This window comes from Flavobacterium sp. MFBS3-15 (assembly GCF_026107645.2).
Lineage (GTDB): Bacteria > Bacteroidota > Bacteroidia > Flavobacteriales > Flavobacteriaceae > Flavobacterium.
Genome location: NZ_JAPCHV010000022.1, coordinates 27,375 through 44,409, shown reverse-complemented (window position 1 = coordinate 44,409; position 17,035 = coordinate 27,375). Strand labels below are relative to the sequence as shown.

General features: G+C 49.0%; 21 protein-coding genes. 4 read left to right on the top strand and 17 right to left on the bottom strand.

Annotated elements, in window-relative coordinates; all coding sequences use genetic code 11:
- Nucleotides 1-385: 385 nt before the first annotated feature.
- Nucleotides 386-616 carry a hypothetical protein gene (locus tag OGH69_RS16660; protein ID WP_265175626.1) on the bottom strand — a complete coding sequence of 77 codons (231 nt, stop codon included), beginning with the start codon at nucleotides 614-616 and terminating at the stop codon, nucleotides 386-388.
- 10 nt (nucleotides 617-626) lie between these two features.
- Here OGH69_RS16660 and OGH69_RS16655 point away from each other — a divergent pair, with 10 nt between their 5' ends.
- Complete coding sequence (locus tag OGH69_RS16655) at nucleotides 627-767, top strand: hypothetical protein (protein WP_265175625.1); 141 nt, start codon at nucleotides 627-629, stop codon at nucleotides 765-767.
- 16 nt (nucleotides 768-783) lie between these two features.
- Here OGH69_RS16655 and OGH69_RS16650 read toward each other — a convergent pair whose 3' ends face one another.
- The 4 genes from OGH69_RS16650 to OGH69_RS16635 all read right to left on the bottom strand — a co-directional run bounded on the left by OGH69_RS16650 (nucleotide 784) and on the right by OGH69_RS16635 (nucleotide 3,386).
- A complete protein-coding gene (locus tag OGH69_RS16650) occupies nucleotides 784-954 on the bottom strand; it encodes a hypothetical protein (RefSeq protein WP_265175624.1) in 171 nt (56 codons plus the stop codon).
- A 3-nt stretch (nucleotides 955-957) separates the two neighbouring features.
- Nucleotides 958-1,968 carry a hypothetical protein gene (locus OGH69_RS16645; protein ID WP_265175623.1) on the bottom strand — a complete coding sequence of 337 codons (1,011 nt, stop codon included), beginning with the start codon at nucleotides 1,966-1,968 and terminating at the stop codon, nucleotides 958-960.
- 205 nt (nucleotides 1,969-2,173) lie between these two features.
- Nucleotides 2,174-2,629, bottom strand: a complete 456-nt coding sequence (locus OGH69_RS16640) for a hypothetical protein (RefSeq protein ID WP_265175622.1) — start codon at nucleotides 2,627-2,629, stop codon at nucleotides 2,174-2,176.
- A gap of 112 nt (nucleotides 2,630-2,741) precedes the next feature.
- Entirely contained in the window at nucleotides 2,742-3,386 is a 645-nt protein-coding gene (locus OGH69_RS16635; protein ID WP_265175621.1) for a hypothetical protein, read from the bottom strand.
- Nucleotides 3,387-3,583: 197 nt separating this feature from the next.
- Here OGH69_RS16635 and OGH69_RS16630 point away from each other — a divergent pair, with 197 nt between their 5' ends.
- Together OGH69_RS16630 and OGH69_RS16625 are read left to right on the top strand one after the other, a co-directional pair.
- A complete protein-coding gene (locus OGH69_RS16630; protein WP_265175620.1) occupies nucleotides 3,584-4,207 on the top strand; it encodes a sigma-70 RNA polymerase sigma factor region 4 domain-containing protein in 624 nt (207 codons plus the stop codon).
- Entirely contained in the window at nucleotides 4,197-4,925 is a 729-nt protein-coding gene (locus OGH69_RS16625) for a DUF3307 domain-containing protein (RefSeq protein ID WP_265175619.1), read from the top strand. Before OGH69_RS16630 ends, OGH69_RS16625 begins: the two co-directional genes overlap by 11 nt.
- 154 nt (nucleotides 4,926-5,079) lie before the next feature.
- Here the strand turns inward: OGH69_RS16625 and OGH69_RS16620 are convergent, their stop codons facing one another.
- From OGH69_RS16620 to OGH69_RS16585, 8 genes are all read right to left on the bottom strand, one after another.
- A complete protein-coding gene (locus tag OGH69_RS16620) occupies nucleotides 5,080-5,571 on the bottom strand; it encodes a hypothetical protein (protein WP_265175618.1) in 492 nt (163 codons plus the stop codon).
- Nucleotide 5,572: 1 nt separating this feature from the next.
- Complete coding sequence (locus tag OGH69_RS16615) at nucleotides 5,573-6,439, bottom strand: phage terminase large subunit (protein ID WP_265175617.1); 867 nt, start codon at nucleotides 6,437-6,439, stop codon at nucleotides 5,573-5,575.
- A 361-nt stretch (nucleotides 6,440-6,800) separates the two neighbouring features.
- Nucleotides 6,801-7,349: a terminase small subunit gene (locus tag OGH69_RS16610; RefSeq protein ID WP_265175616.1), complete on the bottom strand. Its 549-nt coding sequence runs from the start codon at nucleotides 7,347-7,349 to the stop codon at nucleotides 6,801-6,803.
- A gap of 291 nt (nucleotides 7,350-7,640) precedes the next feature.
- Nucleotides 7,641-7,991: a hypothetical protein gene (locus OGH69_RS16605; RefSeq protein ID WP_265175615.1), complete on the bottom strand. Its 351-nt coding sequence runs from the start codon at nucleotides 7,989-7,991 to the stop codon at nucleotides 7,641-7,643.
- 496 nt (nucleotides 7,992-8,487) lie between these two features.
- Entirely contained in the window at nucleotides 8,488-8,838 is a 351-nt protein-coding gene (locus OGH69_RS16600; protein WP_265175615.1) for a hypothetical protein, read from the bottom strand.
- 336 nt (nucleotides 8,839-9,174) lie between these two features.
- Nucleotides 9,175-9,627, bottom strand: a complete 453-nt coding sequence (locus tag OGH69_RS16595; protein ID WP_265175614.1) for a sigma-70 RNA polymerase sigma factor region 4 domain-containing protein — start codon at nucleotides 9,625-9,627, stop codon at nucleotides 9,175-9,177.
- A 328-nt stretch (nucleotides 9,628-9,955) separates the two neighbouring features.
- Nucleotides 9,956-10,207, bottom strand: coding sequence for a hypothetical protein (locus tag OGH69_RS16590; RefSeq protein WP_265175613.1), 252 nt, complete (start codon nucleotides 10,205-10,207; stop codon nucleotides 9,956-9,958).
- Complete coding sequence (locus OGH69_RS16585; RefSeq protein WP_265175612.1) at nucleotides 10,207-10,422, bottom strand: hypothetical protein; 216 nt, start codon at nucleotides 10,420-10,422, stop codon at nucleotides 10,207-10,209. Before OGH69_RS16585 ends, OGH69_RS16590 begins: the two co-directional genes overlap by 1 nt.
- 454 nt (nucleotides 10,423-10,876) lie before the next feature.
- On the opposite strand from OGH69_RS16585, the gene OGH69_RS16580 reads away from it, so the two are divergent.
- Nucleotides 10,877-11,605, top strand: a complete 729-nt coding sequence (locus OGH69_RS16580; protein WP_265175611.1) for a helix-turn-helix domain-containing protein — start codon at nucleotides 10,877-10,879, stop codon at nucleotides 11,603-11,605.
- Nucleotides 11,606-11,698: 93 nt separating this feature from the next.
- Here OGH69_RS16580 and OGH69_RS16575 read toward each other — a convergent pair whose 3' ends face one another.
- The 4 genes from OGH69_RS16575 to OGH69_RS16560 are packed head-to-tail and all read right to left on the bottom strand — an operon-like array spanning nucleotide 11,699 to nucleotide 17,026.
- Complete coding sequence (locus OGH69_RS16575) at nucleotides 11,699-12,274, bottom strand: chemotaxis protein CheB (protein ID WP_265175610.1); 576 nt, start codon at nucleotides 12,272-12,274, stop codon at nucleotides 11,699-11,701.
- Nucleotides 12,256-13,065, bottom strand: coding sequence for a CheR family methyltransferase (locus OGH69_RS16570; RefSeq protein WP_265175609.1), 810 nt, complete (start codon nucleotides 13,063-13,065; stop codon nucleotides 12,256-12,258). Before OGH69_RS16570 ends, OGH69_RS16575 begins: the two co-directional genes overlap by 19 nt.
- Before the next feature lie 19 nt (nucleotides 13,066-13,084).
- Complete coding sequence (locus OGH69_RS16565; RefSeq protein ID WP_265175608.1) at nucleotides 13,085-13,447, bottom strand: response regulator; 363 nt, start codon at nucleotides 13,445-13,447, stop codon at nucleotides 13,085-13,087.
- A 3-nt stretch (nucleotides 13,448-13,450) separates the two neighbouring features.
- Nucleotides 13,451-17,026 carry a response regulator gene (locus OGH69_RS16560; RefSeq protein ID WP_265175607.1) on the bottom strand — a complete coding sequence of 1,192 codons (3,576 nt, stop codon included), beginning with the start codon at nucleotides 17,024-17,026 and terminating at the stop codon, nucleotides 13,451-13,453.
- Between the last annotated feature and the right edge of the window lie 9 nt (nucleotides 17,027-17,035).

The window sequence follows — 17,035 nt, the reverse complement described above, 5'->3', positions numbered from 1 at the left end:
CCCAACCCCTCTCCAAAGGAGAGGGGAGCCAGGATGTGCCGAGATTATGTGCTTACTCTACTCAGTCCTCTCCCCCGGCCCTCTCCAAAGGAGAGGGTGACGGAATGTGCCGAGGGAACGTGCTTATTGTTGTAGACCTCACCCCAGTATCTCTCGGCATGGGAATAAAAGCCAAAATGGCAAAACAAAGGAATGGACAACCACTCAAACATACTTACCCATACGTTAAAGACAATCTGATTTGCAGCAGGAGTGTTACGTCCCGTCACCCTCCCCTTGGGGGAGGGCCGGGGAGGGGACTAACTGGAAAGAGTGACACTTGGGGTGAGGTCTGCAGCGAAACTTTATTACTTTGCAACTTTCCGACTTTATGACTTTATGACTTTTACACCGTATTATTCTCATAAAACGCGTGCTCAAACTCGATGGCGTAATTGATCAGGCGGTCGTTTTGGCGGGTTTTGAATTCCTGGCTGCTGGTGGCAACGTTTAGTGGGATGGCTTCATTTCCGTTGAGCATCCATACCCTTTCGGACAACAATAGCTGCCGGATGGCCTCGTTCTTGTCTTCGGTTACAAAGCCGCTGTTTACGGTGAATTTCGTTTTGGCGTTCACATTGTATTTTATGAACTGGTGGCTGCCGATGGCACGGTTGGACTCGAAATTTTCGCTCTCGATGCTTACCGAATCTTTCTTCGCCTTGAAAAAGGTGAACAGCTGCAGCGCGCCTTCCCTGTTTTGGAAGGCAATGTCTATAGGCGTATAGCGGCATTCATCCGTAATCAGCAGCGTTTTACCACACCGTTATATGTTATTTCAATGTATTCGTCCGATACGGCCTGGGCCACATCCACCCACAGGTATTTCACCATTTTTCCGGCGTGGTAGCTCCTTTCGGCTTCTATGGTATAATTTATCTGTTGTAGCGGATAGGATATTACGGTTATGTTCATGTCTTAAGGGATGTAAAGATTGCCTGCAAGAGGTATTGAAAAAGATGCTTCATTCGAATAATGGCCATTGGCCGTCACCCTCGCCTTAAAGGCGCCTGTGGGGGTAAAGGAATGCGGAAGCGGCGAATTGGGCTGTGAAAACACATTGGTCCATCCCGGCCCGGAAAGCCCGAAGATCTCAAGTCCATAATTTGCAGCATGGATGTTCGCCTGAAAGAATACGGCGATGGAATGCCCGTTGTCTCCCGGGTCTACCAGATATATCTTTAAGGCTGTTATGGTAAAGATATTTGATTCGATAATGGTTGATGTTACCGGATCGAAAGCCGTAGCCATCACCTCAAAAACATGGGCAGCGATAGTGGCGGGGACAACGGGTGCAGCGGCACTTCCTGCGGCAACCCATTCCGTACTCCCTACTGGCCTCACAAACAGCGCTGAATCGTTATACGGAAAATTAGCCGTAACCGTAGCCGTATATTTTATTCCCGATGTCCTTACAAAATCCTGCACCACAAGCACCCTTTCGGGTACCGGTGGCTCATCCACCATAACCGGGAATACAAAGCGTCCGTTGCGGCTCACTTTAAACTCATCACCCGAAAGCAGTACCTTATTGGCAGGCAGCTGCGGGTTTTCGCCCTCGGCAAAATAGCCGTAGCCTTTTACGGCAAGATTTACCTCCTGGTGGGCAGGGGTTTGTGGGGCATCGTCATAGTAGCACACGTGCTTTACCCATACCTGGTTGTTGCCGTCAGCCAATACGGTCCCTGCCTGCGGTACACAGGCAAATTCTATAAAATCGTTTACAATGCGGGCAATGTTCACTTTATCCGTACCCGGTGCCCCCGCCGCATTGATCTTGGTCATCGTATAGGCGGGCTGGGCAGGCACGGCGGTCTTGCTGCCCTCCCAAATGTACAGGCGCATTTCGTAGCTGCTGCACACAGTGCCCGTAAGCGGGTTGGTGAGGGGTATGGCGACATAATGCGGTGATAGTGTTTTTATACTCATATTTTTTTAGTTTTTTAACTTGCTGTCCAAATGAATTTAACCACGTAGGTACATAGCCGGCAGGACGATGATTATAGCCCTGTTCGAATCACATATAGTTGAAGCGTCGCTTCATCTATGTGCGATTATGCCTCCTGGGCTTATTGCTATGAACCCTATGTTCCTATGTGGTAAATAATTTTTTAGATATTACTAAGCCGCTACTTTATTCGCACAGGTTGATCAGTATGTTGGGTGTATCCACCTCAAATGCCATGATCCAGCCGTCAAGCAGGTTTTGCGAAAACTCGGTGCACTGTTCCAGTCCGGGTATCCCTGACACTGATATGTTGGTTTCATCCGTATCGCGCTTTAGCAGCAGCCATATCCTGTTGAGTATGGCCAGCGTGGCGTTCAGGTTGTCAATCTCGTTGTCATTGTCATAGTAGGCATCGGGATTGGGTTCGCCGGTGCTGTCGCGAATGTCGAAGCACCCTATCTTTACGCTGAAGCGCACCACGCCGTCGGCAGGAAATGTGGCATTGCCCACCGATACGTGCAGCAGCGGGAAAAGGGTGGTGTCATTAGTGTCCAGTGCGGCTATGTCGCCCTGCGTAATGGTGCTTACCAGGGGCTGGCCGGTTTGTTTTATGTGCCGAAGCAGCTGTGTATATCCGTTCATTATAATTGGGTTGTCATGGCGTTAAGGCTTCCTTTGCGTATGGCGGCCTTCACTTTGGCCTCGACCATTTCGCAGGCGGGGAAAATGAGGCATTCGTGCAGGTTGAGCTTTTCTATTTTCGGGATTTTGAGAATGTCGTTCTTAGCCAGTTTTTTAATCGTCGGGTACCAACCGAAATGGCTGAAAAATTCGGCGGCGGATTTTCCCTCAGAAGTTCCGCCGTCAAAGACTTCCGGGTAGCTTCCTGCAATTCGCTCGCTAAACTGTAAAAAAAAACCAGCGCGCCGTTTACGCAGTTCAGCGGCATGTCTTTCATCATTTCGGCATATTCTTCGGTGCCGTCATAGGGCATGATGGCGTAGCTGCTGTCGGTGCTTTTTATGACCGGGCGAAACAGCACTGCCATGAGCCTGTGCAGCGTGTCGGCACTCAGGCCGTGCTGCGAGAGGTCGGCAAACTCGCCAATGGTAATTTTGTCGAAATCCGGGATAAAGCCAAACTCGATGCCGTGCATGGTAAACCGTTCGGTAAACTGCGCATCGGTGTTGAGCGCAGTGTCAATCTGCAGCAGCAGGCGGTCGTAGTCGGCCTGGCGCAGGCGTGCTGTGTCTTTAAAGGGGATTCCTGTAAACAGGGCGATCTTGCGCCTGTTGAAGTTTTTGGTGTCCAGCTCACGCTGCAGCAGCTCATCGTATTTAATGAACTGGCCCAGCGTGATCTCGCTGATGTTTTCGGGTAGTATGATTTGCATGTTCATACTACAGTAATGGAAGGTGGCAGGTTTTGTTTTAAAATTGCAACCGGCCATCCCTGGATAGGGTAAACAGGCTAACTTTTATGGAATTAGGGTATTTAACCTAATTATATTAAAATTAGGCCATTTAACCTAATTTATACAAAATTAGGGTATACAACCTATTTAAAAAAACAGTACATTTGGATGAATTATAAAAAATGCAGGCAGTCATCACCGCAGATATCGTCAATTCCACCAAATTAAAACCGAAAGATTTTAAAGGTTTGGTGAATGACATTGAAAATATGTTTGAAGCGCCCAACCGGGTGGAATTTTACCGTGGCGACAGTTTCCAGGCATTGATTGCCGAGGGTGCGGATGCTTACAGGCTTATGCTCCTTGCCCGGCTGAAGGCGATTACCTACAGCGCAAAAGAGCGCACCGACATACGCATGGGCATAAGCCTGGGAACTGTAAATACCGAAACAGGGCACCTGGGCAGCAATTTGGAAGAAATTTTCATCAGCTCGGGGCGCACGTTTGAAAAATTCGGCAAGCAGGGATCACAGTTGTTGCTGATAAACTGCGGCGAGGAGGCAGCCGACTTCAGTTATGGGCTCATTGCACGCTATACCGACAGCCTGTTGGGACGCATATCTGCAAAACAGGCATTCGCGATGTATCATTTGTTATCGGGGAAAAGCCAGAAAGAAATCGCAGCATTACTGGAAAAATCCGAACCTACCATAAGCGAGCACATCAAAAAAGCCCGCTTTGATGAATTGAAAAACCTACTGGACGATTTTGAAAACCTGACAAAGCGCATTGCCCATGGAAAATAATTTAATATGGCTGTGCAAGCTGCTGCTCGCGCACTTCACCAGCGATTTTTTCCTGCAAAAAAGCAGCTGGATCGAAGACCGCAACCGCTATAAAGTAAAGTCGCGGTTTTTGTACGTGCACATCCTCATTACCGGAATAACGGCGCTGCTGCTCATCGGTCCGAAATACTGGAAAACGGTGCTTGTCGTTACGGCAACCCACTACCTCATTGATTTGGGAAAATCCTACCTGCCGCAAAATTTCCGCACGTTCCTGCTGGACCAGATGGCCCATATCGCGGTGATACTCGCCTGCTGGCTGTCGGTGGCCGGGCTGGTGCCGTCGTGGGAAGCGATTGCCGATTTCTATAATAATGACAGCTTCTGGATCGTGGCGGCGTGTGTGGTGTTCCTCACCTACCCTGCGGGATTCATAATCGCGAGGGCCACCAAGCCATGGTCGGACCAGGTGGTTGCCTCCGAAGGCAGGGCCGGTACGGGACTGATAAGCGCGGGGAAATACATCGGCATTACCGAGCGGCTCATCATCTGCCTGCTGGTGTGCCTGGGGCAGTATGAAGCCATCGGCCTGCTGATTACCGGCAAAAGCATACTGCGCTATAATTCCTCAAACGAGGAAATCAAAACCGAATACCTGCTGGTAGGCACGCTCATAAGCATATTCATTGCCTTTGCGGTGGGGTTGCTGTTGAAGTGGTTGCTGGGGGTGCGAATGTAAAAGATGAAAGCCGCCTTGTATAACAAATTAAAAATTAACCAAATAGGGACATAGGCTTAATTTTTCAATAAGCAATAGTTGAAGTAGCATATAGAATGAAGCTTTGCTTCATCTATGCGAAAATATGTTCTCTTTACAATTAAGCCTAAAAATCCTATGTCCCTATGTGGTTAAAATTGTTCTGAATCCCCACAAACCTCACATCCAATTTCCCCGGCTTTTTGAGTTCGAACCAGTAGCGCATCATGATGCTGTCCCACTCGTCGGGGGAGCGGCCTATGAGTTCCTTAACACGGTCTTTAGGGATGATACCCTGCCTGCCGTCCCTGTCGATGTCCCTTAGCTTCACCTGCTCCATTTCTTCGGTAACTATGTCGCGGATGCTGTCGTCATGGCACACCTCCACTGCTTCACGGTTTACTATCTTTTCTGCCATTTTAACGGAACACTGGCTCTTAAGGTTGTCGAAATTGGGCGTCATGTAGCCTGTGCCGTCCTTTATTGCCAGTGGCCTGGCGTTGTTGATGAAGCCTTTGCATTTGAGGTAGTCTACCACGCCGCCGCCTACGCCATCTTCATCGGCAATGATGTGCGTACGCGGAATGCCGTGCCGCTTTTGCAATGCGACAGCTTTTTCGACGATCATATCAATCGGCGATACGTCCAGCGCCTCTCGGTGTGTGCACACCCAACCGTGCCAGACGCGGAACACCGTTTTGTCCCCTGCCCTTGCGCGCCACGTCGATGGTCATGTACTTCCTGCCTTCGGGAGCGATATGGACGGGGTTGAAGTAATCGGCAATGCTGTCGGCATCGATGAGCGTTGCCGGGTCGTCGTCATATTCCCAGTTGCCATGATAGAGACGCTCCCTTTTTACCGTGTCAAAACGCAGCATCGCGGCCACTGTGCTTTTTGGCAGGAACGGGTTATCGGCAGGCAATGATTTGATGAAGCACCTGTACGGGTCGAGCGCCTTGTCGCGGTACGGCTTGTAAAATTCCTTGTACACCCAGTTTTTGGCCGGGTTGCAGGTACCCAGCATTTTTGGCATCAGTTTATACTGCGTAAGCCTGTACCGGATACGCGACTTGACCACCTGCCAGGCGGCATAGCTCACCTGGTTGCACTCGTCGATAAATGCACCCGTGATCTCAAGCGAACCCAGGCTGTCGAAGTTGGGATCGCTGGGGTACAGGTGCAGGTCCTTCAGCAATATTTCGCTACCGTTGTTCCAGTAAATGACGTGTTCCTGCGCGTTATAGCGGAACTGTACCGCCAGCCCTAACTCACCCGCCGTTTCCAAAAAAGTCTTTAATGTGGTTTCCCTGAGGTGCTTCAGCTTGGAGCGCCCCATGAGCCAACGCGTGCCGGGGTATTTCTGGCACATTTCCATGAGCCACAGGCAGCCGAGCCTGCTCTTGCCACCGCCTGCCGCGCCGCCATACAGGATTTCTTCTGTAACAGCATCCTTTAGGTAGTATATGGCGTTCTTTTGTTTGGGAAGGAGTTTCATGGTGTGGGTTTTGGAAATAGAGGGAAAAGGGAGAAGTCCTCTCCCCAGCCCTCTCCTTTGGAGAGGGTGATGGGATGTGCCGAGAGAGCGTGCTAAGACCTCACCCCCAACCCCTCTCCGAAGGAGAGGGGAGCCGGGACGTGCCGAGGGGGGGTGCTCACTCTTGTAGTCCTCTCCCCGGCCCTCTCCAGAGGAGAGGGTGACGGAACGTGCCGAGAGAGCGTGCTAAGACCTCACCCCCGGCCCCTCTCCAAAGGAGAGGGGAGCCAGGACGTGCCGATAGGGTGTGGTTACTCTTTACTATTTTTTATTTTTTATTTTCTACAGTCTATCATCTTTCATCTATCATCTACAGCTCCCATTACACTTCCCCCTCCCCATCGCCCAGGTTGATCATCACAAGGGTTGGGTTGGATTGCGACTGCCGATTGTCCTTTTCATAGCCGCCCAGGTGCTTCATCAGCTTTTCGATGGCATCGGTCTTGCTGTAGGTCTTCACTTTTTTGGTAAAGCCTGCCAGGGTGCGTTCGCTGCCGGTACGGGTAAACACTTCGTTCACCTCAAACTGCTGTATCATCAGGCGGGTCTCTTTGGGCAGGTCCTTCAGGTTTTTCAGGCAGCCATTCTCGTCATACAGGTCGGCTATGTCGAAGCGCAGCATGGCGGCAAGGCTGTGGAGCAGGTGGTCTATGCTGACTTCCCGTTGGAATTTCTCCTGCTGCAGCTCCGCTATACGGGCTGCCGCCGCAGGATATTTAGCCAGCCTAAAGCCATATTTGCCTGCCCGCTGCGCTATATTTTCGCCGGTAAGGCTGTATGCCTCCTGATAAGCCTGCGATTTGCTCCCCAGGCGGACATAAGCATGGCAGAAGTTTTCCTGCCGGATGTTGAGTGGTTTTAGTTTTTTCATAGGATTTTGTTTTGCTTACTCATGCTGTCCTCTGCCCGGCACCTCTCCGAAAGAGAGGGGAGCCGGGATGTGCCGGGAGAGCGTGCTAGGACCTCACCCCCGACCCCTCTCCGAAGGAGAGGGGGGCCAGGACGTGCCAACGGGGGCGTGCTCACTCTTGTAGTCCTCTCCCCCGACCCCTCTCCAAAGGAGAGGGAAGCGACGACGGAGGGTACGTGCTTACTCTTGTGTAGTCATTCAAAGTCGTTTAAAGCAACTGTTCTCGTGTTCAAAACCTGAAACTTTGAAACTTTAAACTTCATACGTCTTCACAACCGCGTCCATTTTTTCGATCATGGCAAGGTAGGGCGACGGGTCGCAGGTAGCACAGGGTTCATAATAGGGCACGTTGAATACTTCAGAATAGATCTGGCAGATGTAAATACGCTGTCCGGCACTTAGCCTTAGCGTGCGCACCTGTTGGAATTCCCGCCAGGTGTCGAGTTCTTCCTGCGTCATTTCGCGGATGTTTTTACGGACGCGCAAAGGGAACATCTTATTCCATTTTTCGCGCCTCTTTTGGCAGGGTTCGCAGGGTTCTATACCTGCCAGTTTGGTTATTGCCGCTACTACGTCGCCGGCGCCGTGGATGTTTTTTAGCATGGTGTTTTTTATTTTTTACTCTTGAAAGTCCTCTCCCCGGCCCCCTCCGGAGGAGAGGGTGACGGGATGTGCCGAGAGGGCGTGCTTACTCTTGTAGTACTCTCCCCGGCCCTCTCCAGAGGAGAGGGTGACGGGACGTGCCGAGAGGGCGTGCTTACTCTTGTAGTCCTCTCCCCGGCCCTCTCCAGAGGAGAGGATGACGGGACGTGCCGAGAGGGCGTGCTTACTCTTGTGCTCCTCTCCCCGGCCCTCTCCAGAGGAGAGGGTGACGGGACGTGCCGAGAGGGCGTGCTAAGACCTCACCCCCGACCCCTCTCCAAAGGAGAGGGGAGCCGGGACGTGCCAACGGGGCGGGCAACTCTTGTAGTCCTCACCCCCAGCCCCTCTCCAAAGGAGAGGGGAGCGACGACGGAGGGGTACGTGCTTACTCTTGTGTAGTCATTCAAAGTCGTTTAACGTAACTGTTCCCATGTTCCAAACCTGAAACTTTGAAACTTTAAACTTCATACGTTTTTACCACGGCGTCCATTTTTTCGATCATGGCGAGGTAGGGCGACGGGTCGCAGGTAGCACAGGGTTCATAATAGGGCACGTTGAATACTTCCGAATAGATCTGGCAGATGTAAATACGCTGTCCGGCACTTAGCCTTAGCGTGCGCACCTGTTGGAATTCCCGCCAGGTGTCGAGTTCTTCCTGCGTCATTTCGCGGATGTTTTTACGGACGCGCAAAGGGAACATCTTATTCCATTTTTCGCGCCTTTTTTGGCAGGGTTCGCAGGGTTCGATACCTGCCAGTTTGGTTATCGCCGCAACAACGTCGCCGGCGCCGTGGATGTTTTTTAGCATGGTGTTTTTTATTTTTTACTCTTGAAAGTCCTCTCCCCGGCCCTCTCCGGAGGAGAGGGTGTCGGGACGTGCCGAGAGGGCGTGCTTACTCTTGTGGTCCTCTCCCCGGCCCTCTCCAGAGGAGAGGGTGACGGGACGTGCCGAGAGGGCGTGCTAAGACCTCACCCCCGGCCCCTCTCCAAAGGAGAGGGGGGCCAGGACGTGCCAACACTACCATTTATTGCTGCTATATTGGAATGTAAATGATTAATAGAGCAATATCCATCCGAGTGAAGCTCGCTCCCCTCTCCTTTGGAGAGGGGTCGGGGGTGAGGTCTGCAGGTAAACTTTAAACTTTTAAGCCTGAAGCTTCGCCCACTGCGCCAGTTTTTCGGTGGCTTTTTTCTCGATGCGGTGCACCTTTTGGTAGTTGATGTTGTACTCCCGCTCTATCTCGCGGCCGCTTATTTCCTGCCGCAGCAGCAGTATCTGTTTTTCTACCCAGGTGATGCAGTCGGGCAGATCCATTCCGGCATAATCCTGCAGCTCCTCTTCGGCATCGGCTATGGGCGAATTTTCATTCAGGTCGGCGTGCAGGCCCCTGGTGCGTATGTAATCGTTGATGTATATGTGCTTCATGGTGTGGTATACATACGGGTCGTTGAAGGCCGTGTTTTTGCCGCGTTCGGCAATGCCGTGGAGCTTTACGTACATTTCGCTTACAAGGTCGTCGGCCACATAGGCGTTGCGGCATATACCGCGCGCCATGCGTACCCATGTGGCGTGTTTTTGGGCAAGTTGTTGTATCATGGTATTGACTTTCAGGTTATAGTAATTCGTAAGTACACAGCCCGGATAACTTATACCATTCTTTGAAAGATGTACGGGCACATTAGGGAGGCACCATCATGCCGCCATTCCGCTCCTTCCGTTATGGGTATGTACTTATCTGGTTAAAATGATGCAGCGTTATCACCTGATTCAGGATCGTAAATGGGACAGCAATCCCGTTCCGCAACGGCTAAGCGATGCAGTAAATGCTTTATCCTGAATATATTGGTGTAAAATGCAGCGTGGCTGCTAACTGAAGTGTGTTAAACCGACGGTCCTTTCCGTCGCAATCCAATGCGGTAATCCGTTACACCCTTACGAGGCTGTCGATTACCACATTGTTGTAGGTGCCTTTGGATCCGGAAATGTGGAACTCGAGTTCGGCCACGTCGCCCGGTAAAATGTCATCGAGGAGTTCTATTTTTGTGCCCAGCGCCGAAGGATAAAATATCCTGCCGCTGCCCTCCTGCTCAAAGTGTATCTGCTGCACTGCCGTACCCAGCTTGGTGGTCTTTATCCCTCCCACCGCGGTGATGATGCCTTTAATCCTGTAGTTCATCAGTACGCGTATTGGTAGTTGTCCTGTTTTTCTTCTTTACGGTAGCAGAGGAACTCCTCTGTAGCGCAGTCTACCACCTCCTCCAGTGTACCCCGGAAAGTTGTTTCCGATGCTACGAGGTAGAGTTTCCACTCGGCCCCGTCAAAGGACAGGCGGTGGTCGCAGTTGGAGGTTTCTTTTACGATCTGTTCCAGTGTTCTTAATTTTTCTTCCATGATATTGCGGTTTATGATTTGATATGTACTGTGTAATGATGGGTTGTTATTTTGCGGGCAGTCATTCCGTTATCGAAAACCTGGTGTCACGGTTAAAGTGCATTATGGCGGCGCAATCTGTGCCGGATGACCGGGGGCGTTCATTACTCGCGGTAAACTTATGTGTGTTTTTGTATTTTTCAAGCGCTGTTATGTATAATGATATGCGCTCGTCATGCTGCCCATGTGTGTTTTGAGCCGAAAGGTTAGTGATAGCCTGCGTTAGCTCGATGGGTGTTTTTAAAATTTTTACTACATTTTTGGAAAACTTATCAACAATATTCATATCTTTGTACCATTATGTGTTACTATTAACTCATTTTAATAATGCAAATATACACACATTGTTTCATTTTTGCAAAAATAAAACACACAAAAACACACTTTAGTTAATAACTTTATTACAGCTTTGAGTATGAATAATTTAGAGATAAAAGAGTTACGTATAAGCCTGAAGCTAAAGCAACAGGACTTTGCAGACCTTCTCAATGTATCCAAATCGTCTGTCCAGAAATGGGAAAGCGGGGAGCGTTCGCCGGATGATATTCAATTAAGGAAGCTGGAAGAAGTATCACAAAGGCACACAGAATTGAATGATATCGCTACGGTGGACCCGTATGAGCTGCAATTCACCAAAAACAAGAATGCGAATCATTTTACCCGCCTACCCAACGGGCAATATTATATGTCGATGCCCCTTGCCGAGCATAACATACAGGCAGGGTTCCTGGACAGCTACCAGGATATAGAAGCGCTCAACGGCATGTCGCAGCACGGCATGATCGTAGATAAGCCCGCCAAGGGCCGCTACCTGGCTTTCCGCGTAAAGGGCGACAGCATGGACGACGGCACCAGCGATGCCATACCGCAAAACTATGTGGTAGCCACCCGCGAGCTGCAGCGCCAGCACTGGACAAGCCCCATACGCTATAAGGATTTCAGGTTTTGGGTCATATATACTACCGAATCGAAATACCCGCTGTTAAAGCAGATCATTGACCATGACACCGAAAAGGGCATCATAACCTGCCATTCACTCAACGACAGCCCCGAGTACCGCGACTTCCAGCTTTCCCTGAACGATGTGCAGGCGCTGTTTTATGTCATCAATGTGCAAAGGGATGTGGCGAAGGACTATTATTAGAAATGCAGCAGAAGTGTAGCTATAAAAAAAAGGGCCTGAGCCCTGGGTGGGTCCGGAAGCATTTCCGGACTTTTTTTATGCCTTAAACTTAAACTATGCAGAACCGATGATGAACTCCGTAAGCCCCTTTGCATCCAGTATAAAGTCGGGAGTTAGGTTTTCAACGGCATTACGCGGCATGAAAGGCATCTCGGCCGTATCAGGATCCTGGACTATGACCATGCCCCCCGCGTTCTTTACGGCAATGAGGCCATTGGTACCGTCGGCATTGGCGCCGGAAAGCAAAATGGCAGCCATGGAAGCGCCATACACGTCGGCAGCCGATTCAAATGCCACGTCAATGCTGGGCCTGCTGTAGTTTACTTTTTCAGAAATATCGAGCGAAAGGGTACCGTCATTTTCAAAAAGCAGGTGGTAGTCAGACGGCGCTATATGTATGCTTCCTGCTACAACCGGGGTTTTGTCCTCCACCTCTACTACAGGCACCGATGTCTTTACGGCAATCAGCTCTTCCAGCGTAGAGTCTTCGGCGCTCCTGCGGTGCAAAACGATAACCATGGCAAAGGGTATGGCGGTGACATGAGGCAGCACCTGAAGCAATACCTCGAGGCTCCCCGCCGAACCGCCGATGATGAGCAGGCGGCAATCCTTTATAGTAGCTTCTTCCATATCTTATCCCTGTTTAGTTGCTCATAGCGTTTTTTCAATTGTGAGAATTTAATGGTTTCCTTGGTGCCTAACGCGAGGTAGCCCAACCTGGCCAGGCTGTCGTCAAACAGCTCCAATACCCTGTCCTGCAAATCCTTGTCGAAGTATATCATGACATTGCGGCAAAGTATCATGTCAAACTCATTGAATGATCTGTCCGACACCAGGTTATGCTGTGAAAAAACCATTTTTTCAACCAGGTCTTCCCCAAATTTGGCAAAACCGTAATGGGCGGTATAGTAGTCCGAAAAATCGAGCTTACCTCCCGAGGCAATGTAATTTTCAGAATACTGCTTCATCATGCGCAACGGGAATACGCCTTTGCGCGCCGAGGCCAAAACCGAAGGGTTCAGGTCGGTGGCATACAGCAGCGATTTGTGCAGCAGGTTGGCCTCCTTCAGCAGGATTGCGAGCGAATATACCTCCTCGCCGGTAGAACAGCCTGCATGCCATATCCTTATGAATGGTTTGGTGGCCAGCACGGGAAGGATTTCGGTACGGAGCACCTTATAGAATTGTGGGTCGCGGAACATTTCCGTAACGTTCACGGTGATCTCCTCCACTACCCTGTTGAAGTAGTCTTCATCCGACCGGATGCGGGAAAGCAGTTCGGTAAAATTTTTATACCCGTCGAGATTATACAGCCTGTCTATGCGTCTTTTAAACGATGCAGCAGAATATCCGCTAAAATCATAGCCGTAGTATTCATATATCTCATTGATGAGTACCTCAAGTTCCCTGTCATTAACCATAATATCATATTATTGTACCCTAAATACGCTCCAGCATTTGCAGCAGCCTGTCCACATCAATGGGTTTGGATATGTACCCGTCGGCACCTGCGTCGAGGCATTTTTCGCGGTCGCCCACCATCGCCTGTGCCGTAACCGAAATTACGGGAATCCCCTGCATTTTAGGCATGGCCTTTATCAGTGGTATGGCCTCATAGCCATCCATTTCGGGCATCATCATATCTATGAGTATAGCATCTATGCCTGCCTCACCTTCCAAAAGCTTAATAGCCTCGCGTGCTCCGGCGCACGAAACGCAATCATACCCTTTGGCACGCAAAGTAGCGCTCAGTGCAAATATGTTACGGGGGTCGTCGTCTATTATCAGTATCTTCTTTTTCATGCCTTAATTTTTGTCATATAGCCATACACGAAGCAGTGATAGCAACTGATCCACATCTACCGGCTTGGTAATATAATCGGATGCACCTGCATTAATGCACTTTTCGCGGTCGCCAGTCATGGCCTTCGCCGTCACGGCTATTACAGGCAGGTTTTTCAAAGCACGGTTTTCGCGTATGCGCGCAGCGGTTTCATAGCCATCCATGTTAGGCATCATCATATCGAGCAGCACTACATCGGTCTCGGGGTGCCGCTCCAGCATTTTCAGTGCCTCTTTGCCATCTATAGCTGTAATCACATTCATTTTCATCGCCTCAAGCGCTTTTGTAAGCGAGTAGATGTTGCGCACATCGTCGTCTACAACGAGCACCGTCTTGTCATTCAATATATTGTTCAGCATGTTGGGCTTTTTCTGTCCGGTGCTGTTGGCTTTTTTATTTTCTTCCACCAGGTGCAGGAACAGTGATACCTCATCCAGCATCCTTTGGTAGGAATGCGCCGTTTTTACCACAATGGAGTCGGCATATTTCTTAATCTTCAGTTCCTCCTTCAGCGAAAGGCTCTTTCCTGTAAATACAATAACGGGGAGATTCTCGAGGCCACTGTCCTTTTTGATGTTTTCAAGTATATCATAGGCCTGCCTGTCCGGGATACCCATATCCAGGATCACGCATTCAACAGGAGAATTTTTCAGGGTTTCCACCCCTTCGGATACCTCACTTTTTATTTCAGAATTGATATTAAAAGTTTCAAGGAAATACGCCAGTGCCTGGGCATGTTTAGGATTGTCTTCAATGATGAGAACCTTTTGCGATTCCCTGTTGACAATATGTTCGATACGCCTGAATATTTCCGGCATCTGCTCATACGCTACGGGCTTATCGAGGAAGTTTACAGCACCTTTCAGCAAGCTTTCCTGCTTCATTTTGTGCGACGACATCATGTGTACCGGTATATGCCTTGTCTGTGGATTGCCTTTAAGGTCTTCCATTACTTCCCAGCCGCTCTTTATTGGCAACTGAATATCTAACAACACACCTACAGGCCTGTAAGCCAGAGCTATATTCAATGCATGGTCACCACGCACACTTACTATGCCCTTATATCCCCGTTTGCGTGTAAAATCGAGCAACGATTTGGCAAAGCTTACATCATCTTCCACAATCAGGATTACCTTATCCTGTTCACCTATTGCATCCCTGTCATCAGGTACATCTTCAGGTATTACAGGGCTCAGGTATTTATTTCTTTCTTCCGTTGCTTTAGCTTCCACTTCAGATTGTGCTGTACCGCTACTCTGCATAGGCGGTTCTTCACGCGGTACATTTACCTGTACAGGAACAGCCATTCCTATGATAGGTATGCATAACGTAAATTCACTACCTTCATTTACTGCGCTCTTCAGGCTAATGTCGCCTTTAAGCAGTTTGGACAATTCCCTGCTTATAGAAAGCCCAAGCCCCGTTCCGCCATACTTGCGCTTGGTGGAACCGTCAGCCTGCTGGAAAGCTTCAAAAATTAGGGGTTGCTTTTCGGGTGGTATGCCTATACCGGTATCTTTTACCGTGAAACATACCTGTTTGTCGTCTTTCTTTGTAACCTCAAGTGTTACCGAGCCATTCGAAGTGAACTTTATAGCATTAGAAATCAGGTTTTTGAGTATCTGTTCAAGCCTCATTTTATCGGTCCTTATTACCACCGGTGCATTGTCGGCCACAATCCTGAATTCGATACCCTTCTGCCTTGCGACCTCAGTAAAAAGATTTTTCAGATTATCTGTTATTTCTTTTACCGATACGTCAAGAAACTCAAGATCCATTTTACCTGCCTCAATTTTCGAAAGGTCGAGTATTTCATCTATTAGCCCTAATAATCCGGTGCCGGAGCTCTGTATCACTTTTGCAAATTCAATCTGCTCGTCGTTCATGTTATTATCGTTATTTTCCGATAACAAACGGCTAAGCAGGAGTATCGAGTTGAGCGGCGTACGAAGCTCATGCGACATATTGGCAAGAAACTCTGACTTGTAACGTGTACTTAGTTCCAGATCTTCCGACTTTTTCTGTATCTCCATGTTGCGTTCTTCCAGCAATACGCTGCGCTCAGCTAATTCTTCATTCGTTTGCTGCAACTCTTCCTGCTGCACACGCAGCTCCTCTTCCGAAGCCTGCAACTTTTCTGTTTGAGTTTCCAGCTCAGCATTGATGCTTTCCAATTCACTATGCTGCATCTTTAACTCTTCCGACTGAGCTTCGGTCTCTTCAAGCAGTTCCTGTACACGCCTGCGATTTTGGGCAGTAGTTATGGCAACAGCTATGTTGTGGGCTGCAGATGACAAAAACTCAATTTGAAGTGGCGTAAATTCAGTTACGGATAATAGTTCTGCCACGCCTGCCAGCTTATCGTCAATCAATGGTACGGCGACTATGTGTTTAGGTTTTACTTCCCCTAATGCATAGGATATCTTTACATCTTCAGGAGCTACGCCTTTCAGCTCCAGTATTTTTCCTGATAAAGCAGCCTGTCCTGTAAGTCCTTCTCCAAACGGTATACTTTCCCTGTTTCTGTCGGCCATGTAACTGAAGCCGCCAACGGGATATAATAGTTCACCTTCCGGAAGGTACACTATGCCTGCACTACTGCCGGTATAATTAGCAATATATGTGATTACATCGCGGGTAAGCTGTTCCGGTGTCTTCTCTCCAATCATTACCTTATTTAGCTCGGCAATTCCTGTTTGCAGCCACTCCTTTTCTGACAATGATGTAAATGACGAATCAAGCGCAACTGCCATATTATTAAGTGATCCACCCATGCTCCCAAGAGCATCGCTTTCATTGTCGTCTACGCGCACTGAGTAGTCACCTGACGATATAGCCGATGCTATATTGCTAATGACACGTATTCTTTCAGCAGTTTCTTTTTCGCTTTTTTGCAGTTCCAACTGAAGCTTAAGGCGTTCATTATAATCGCGTAATATCCTTACAAAGAAAATAGCGCTTATAAGCAGCGCCAATATAGCTGCTACCACTATAAGTATGGTGCTATATACTCCGTACTTGTCCGAATTATCGGTACGCTCCTTCAAAAGTCCCTGTTCACGCAGCTCCATAGTCTTAAACTCCGAGCGTATCTTTCCCGAAATACGCCTGCCACTGTCAAGATCGGTAGCCTCGGTGACCCTGCCACTTTTCTTTTCCAGTATCCTTACACGTAAATAATCAAAAAACTCGTCTTTCAGCTTTTTTATATATTGCAGGGACTTTTGCTGATCCTCGTTGTCAGACACCAGTGCTTCAAGCTTTTGCAATGTAGCATCCATCTGATTTTCAGAATTATTGTAACGTTCCAGAAAATCTTCCCTCCCTGTTACAAGATAGGCCCGCATGCTCGACTGTGCTTCGACCATTATGGAATTGCTTTCATTAATGTTAAAAATAACATCCTGTGTGTGGTTTACCAGCCTGTTGCTTTCCATCAGATTGCTGATACTAAGGTATGAGGCAACCGAACTTACAATCAGTATAAGCATGGAAACCCCTGTGCTTACTAATAAATTCCTTCTGAAATTTCCGTTCATGCGTATTCG

Coding starts and splice junctions, on each gene's coding strand:
- OGH69_RS16655 (WP_265175625.1), top strand. CDS start 627: ATGAACTGGTGGCTGCCGATGGCACGGTTGGACTCGAAATTTTCGCTC.
- OGH69_RS16650 (WP_265175624.1), bottom strand. CDS start 954: ATGAACATAACCGTAATATCCTATCCGCTACAACAGATAAATTATACC.
- OGH69_RS16645 (WP_265175623.1), bottom strand. CDS start 1,968: ATGAGTATAAAAACACTATCACCGCATTATGTCGCCATACCCCTCACC.
- OGH69_RS16640 (WP_265175622.1), bottom strand. CDS start 2,629: ATGAACGGATATACACAGCTGCTTCGGCACATAAAACAAACCGGCCAG.
- OGH69_RS16635 (WP_265175621.1), bottom strand. CDS start 3,386: ATGAACATGCAAATCATACTACCCGAAAACATCAGCGAGATCACGCTG.
- OGH69_RS16630 (WP_265175620.1), top strand. CDS start 3,584: ATGCAGGCAGTCATCACCGCAGATATCGTCAATTCCACCAAATTAAAA.
- OGH69_RS16625 (WP_265175619.1), top strand. CDS start 4,197: ATGGAAAATAATTTAATATGGCTGTGCAAGCTGCTGCTCGCGCACTTC.
- OGH69_RS16620 (WP_265175618.1), bottom strand. CDS start 5,571: ATGATCGTCGAAAAAGCTGTCGCATTGCAAAAGCGGCACGGCATTCCG.
- OGH69_RS16615 (WP_265175617.1), bottom strand. CDS start 6,439: ATGAAACTCCTTCCCAAACAAAAGAACGCCATATACTACCTAAAGGAT.
- OGH69_RS16610 (WP_265175616.1), bottom strand. CDS start 7,349: ATGAAAAAACTAAAACCACTCAACATCCGGCAGGAAAACTTCTGCCAT.
- OGH69_RS16605 (WP_265175615.1), bottom strand. CDS start 7,991: ATGCTAAAAAACATCCACGGCGCCGGCGACGTAGTAGCGGCAATAACC.
- OGH69_RS16600 (WP_265175615.1), bottom strand. CDS start 8,838: ATGCTAAAAAACATCCACGGCGCCGGCGACGTTGTTGCGGCGATAACC.
- OGH69_RS16595 (WP_265175614.1), bottom strand. CDS start 9,627: ATGATACAACAACTTGCCCAAAAACACGCCACATGGGTACGCATGGCG.
- OGH69_RS16590 (WP_265175613.1), bottom strand. CDS start 10,207: ATGAACTACAGGATTAAAGGCATCATCACCGCGGTGGGAGGGATAAAG.
- OGH69_RS16585 (WP_265175612.1), bottom strand. CDS start 10,422: ATGGAAGAAAAATTAAGAACACTGGAACAGATCGTAAAAGAAACCTCC.
- OGH69_RS16580 (WP_265175611.1), top strand. CDS start 10,877: ATGAATAATTTAGAGATAAAAGAGTTACGTATAAGCCTGAAGCTAAAG.
- OGH69_RS16575 (WP_265175610.1), bottom strand. CDS start 12,274: ATGGAAGAAGCTACTATAAAGGATTGCCGCCTGCTCATCATCGGCGGT.
- OGH69_RS16570 (WP_265175609.1), bottom strand. CDS start 13,065: ATGGTTAATGACAGGGAACTTGAGGTACTCATCAATGAGATATATGAA.
- OGH69_RS16565 (WP_265175608.1), bottom strand. CDS start 13,447: ATGAAAAAGAAGATACTGATAATAGACGACGACCCCCGTAACATATTT.
- OGH69_RS16560 (WP_265175607.1), bottom strand. CDS start 17,026: ATGAACGGAAATTTCAGAAGGAATTTATTAGTAAGCACAGGGGTTTCC.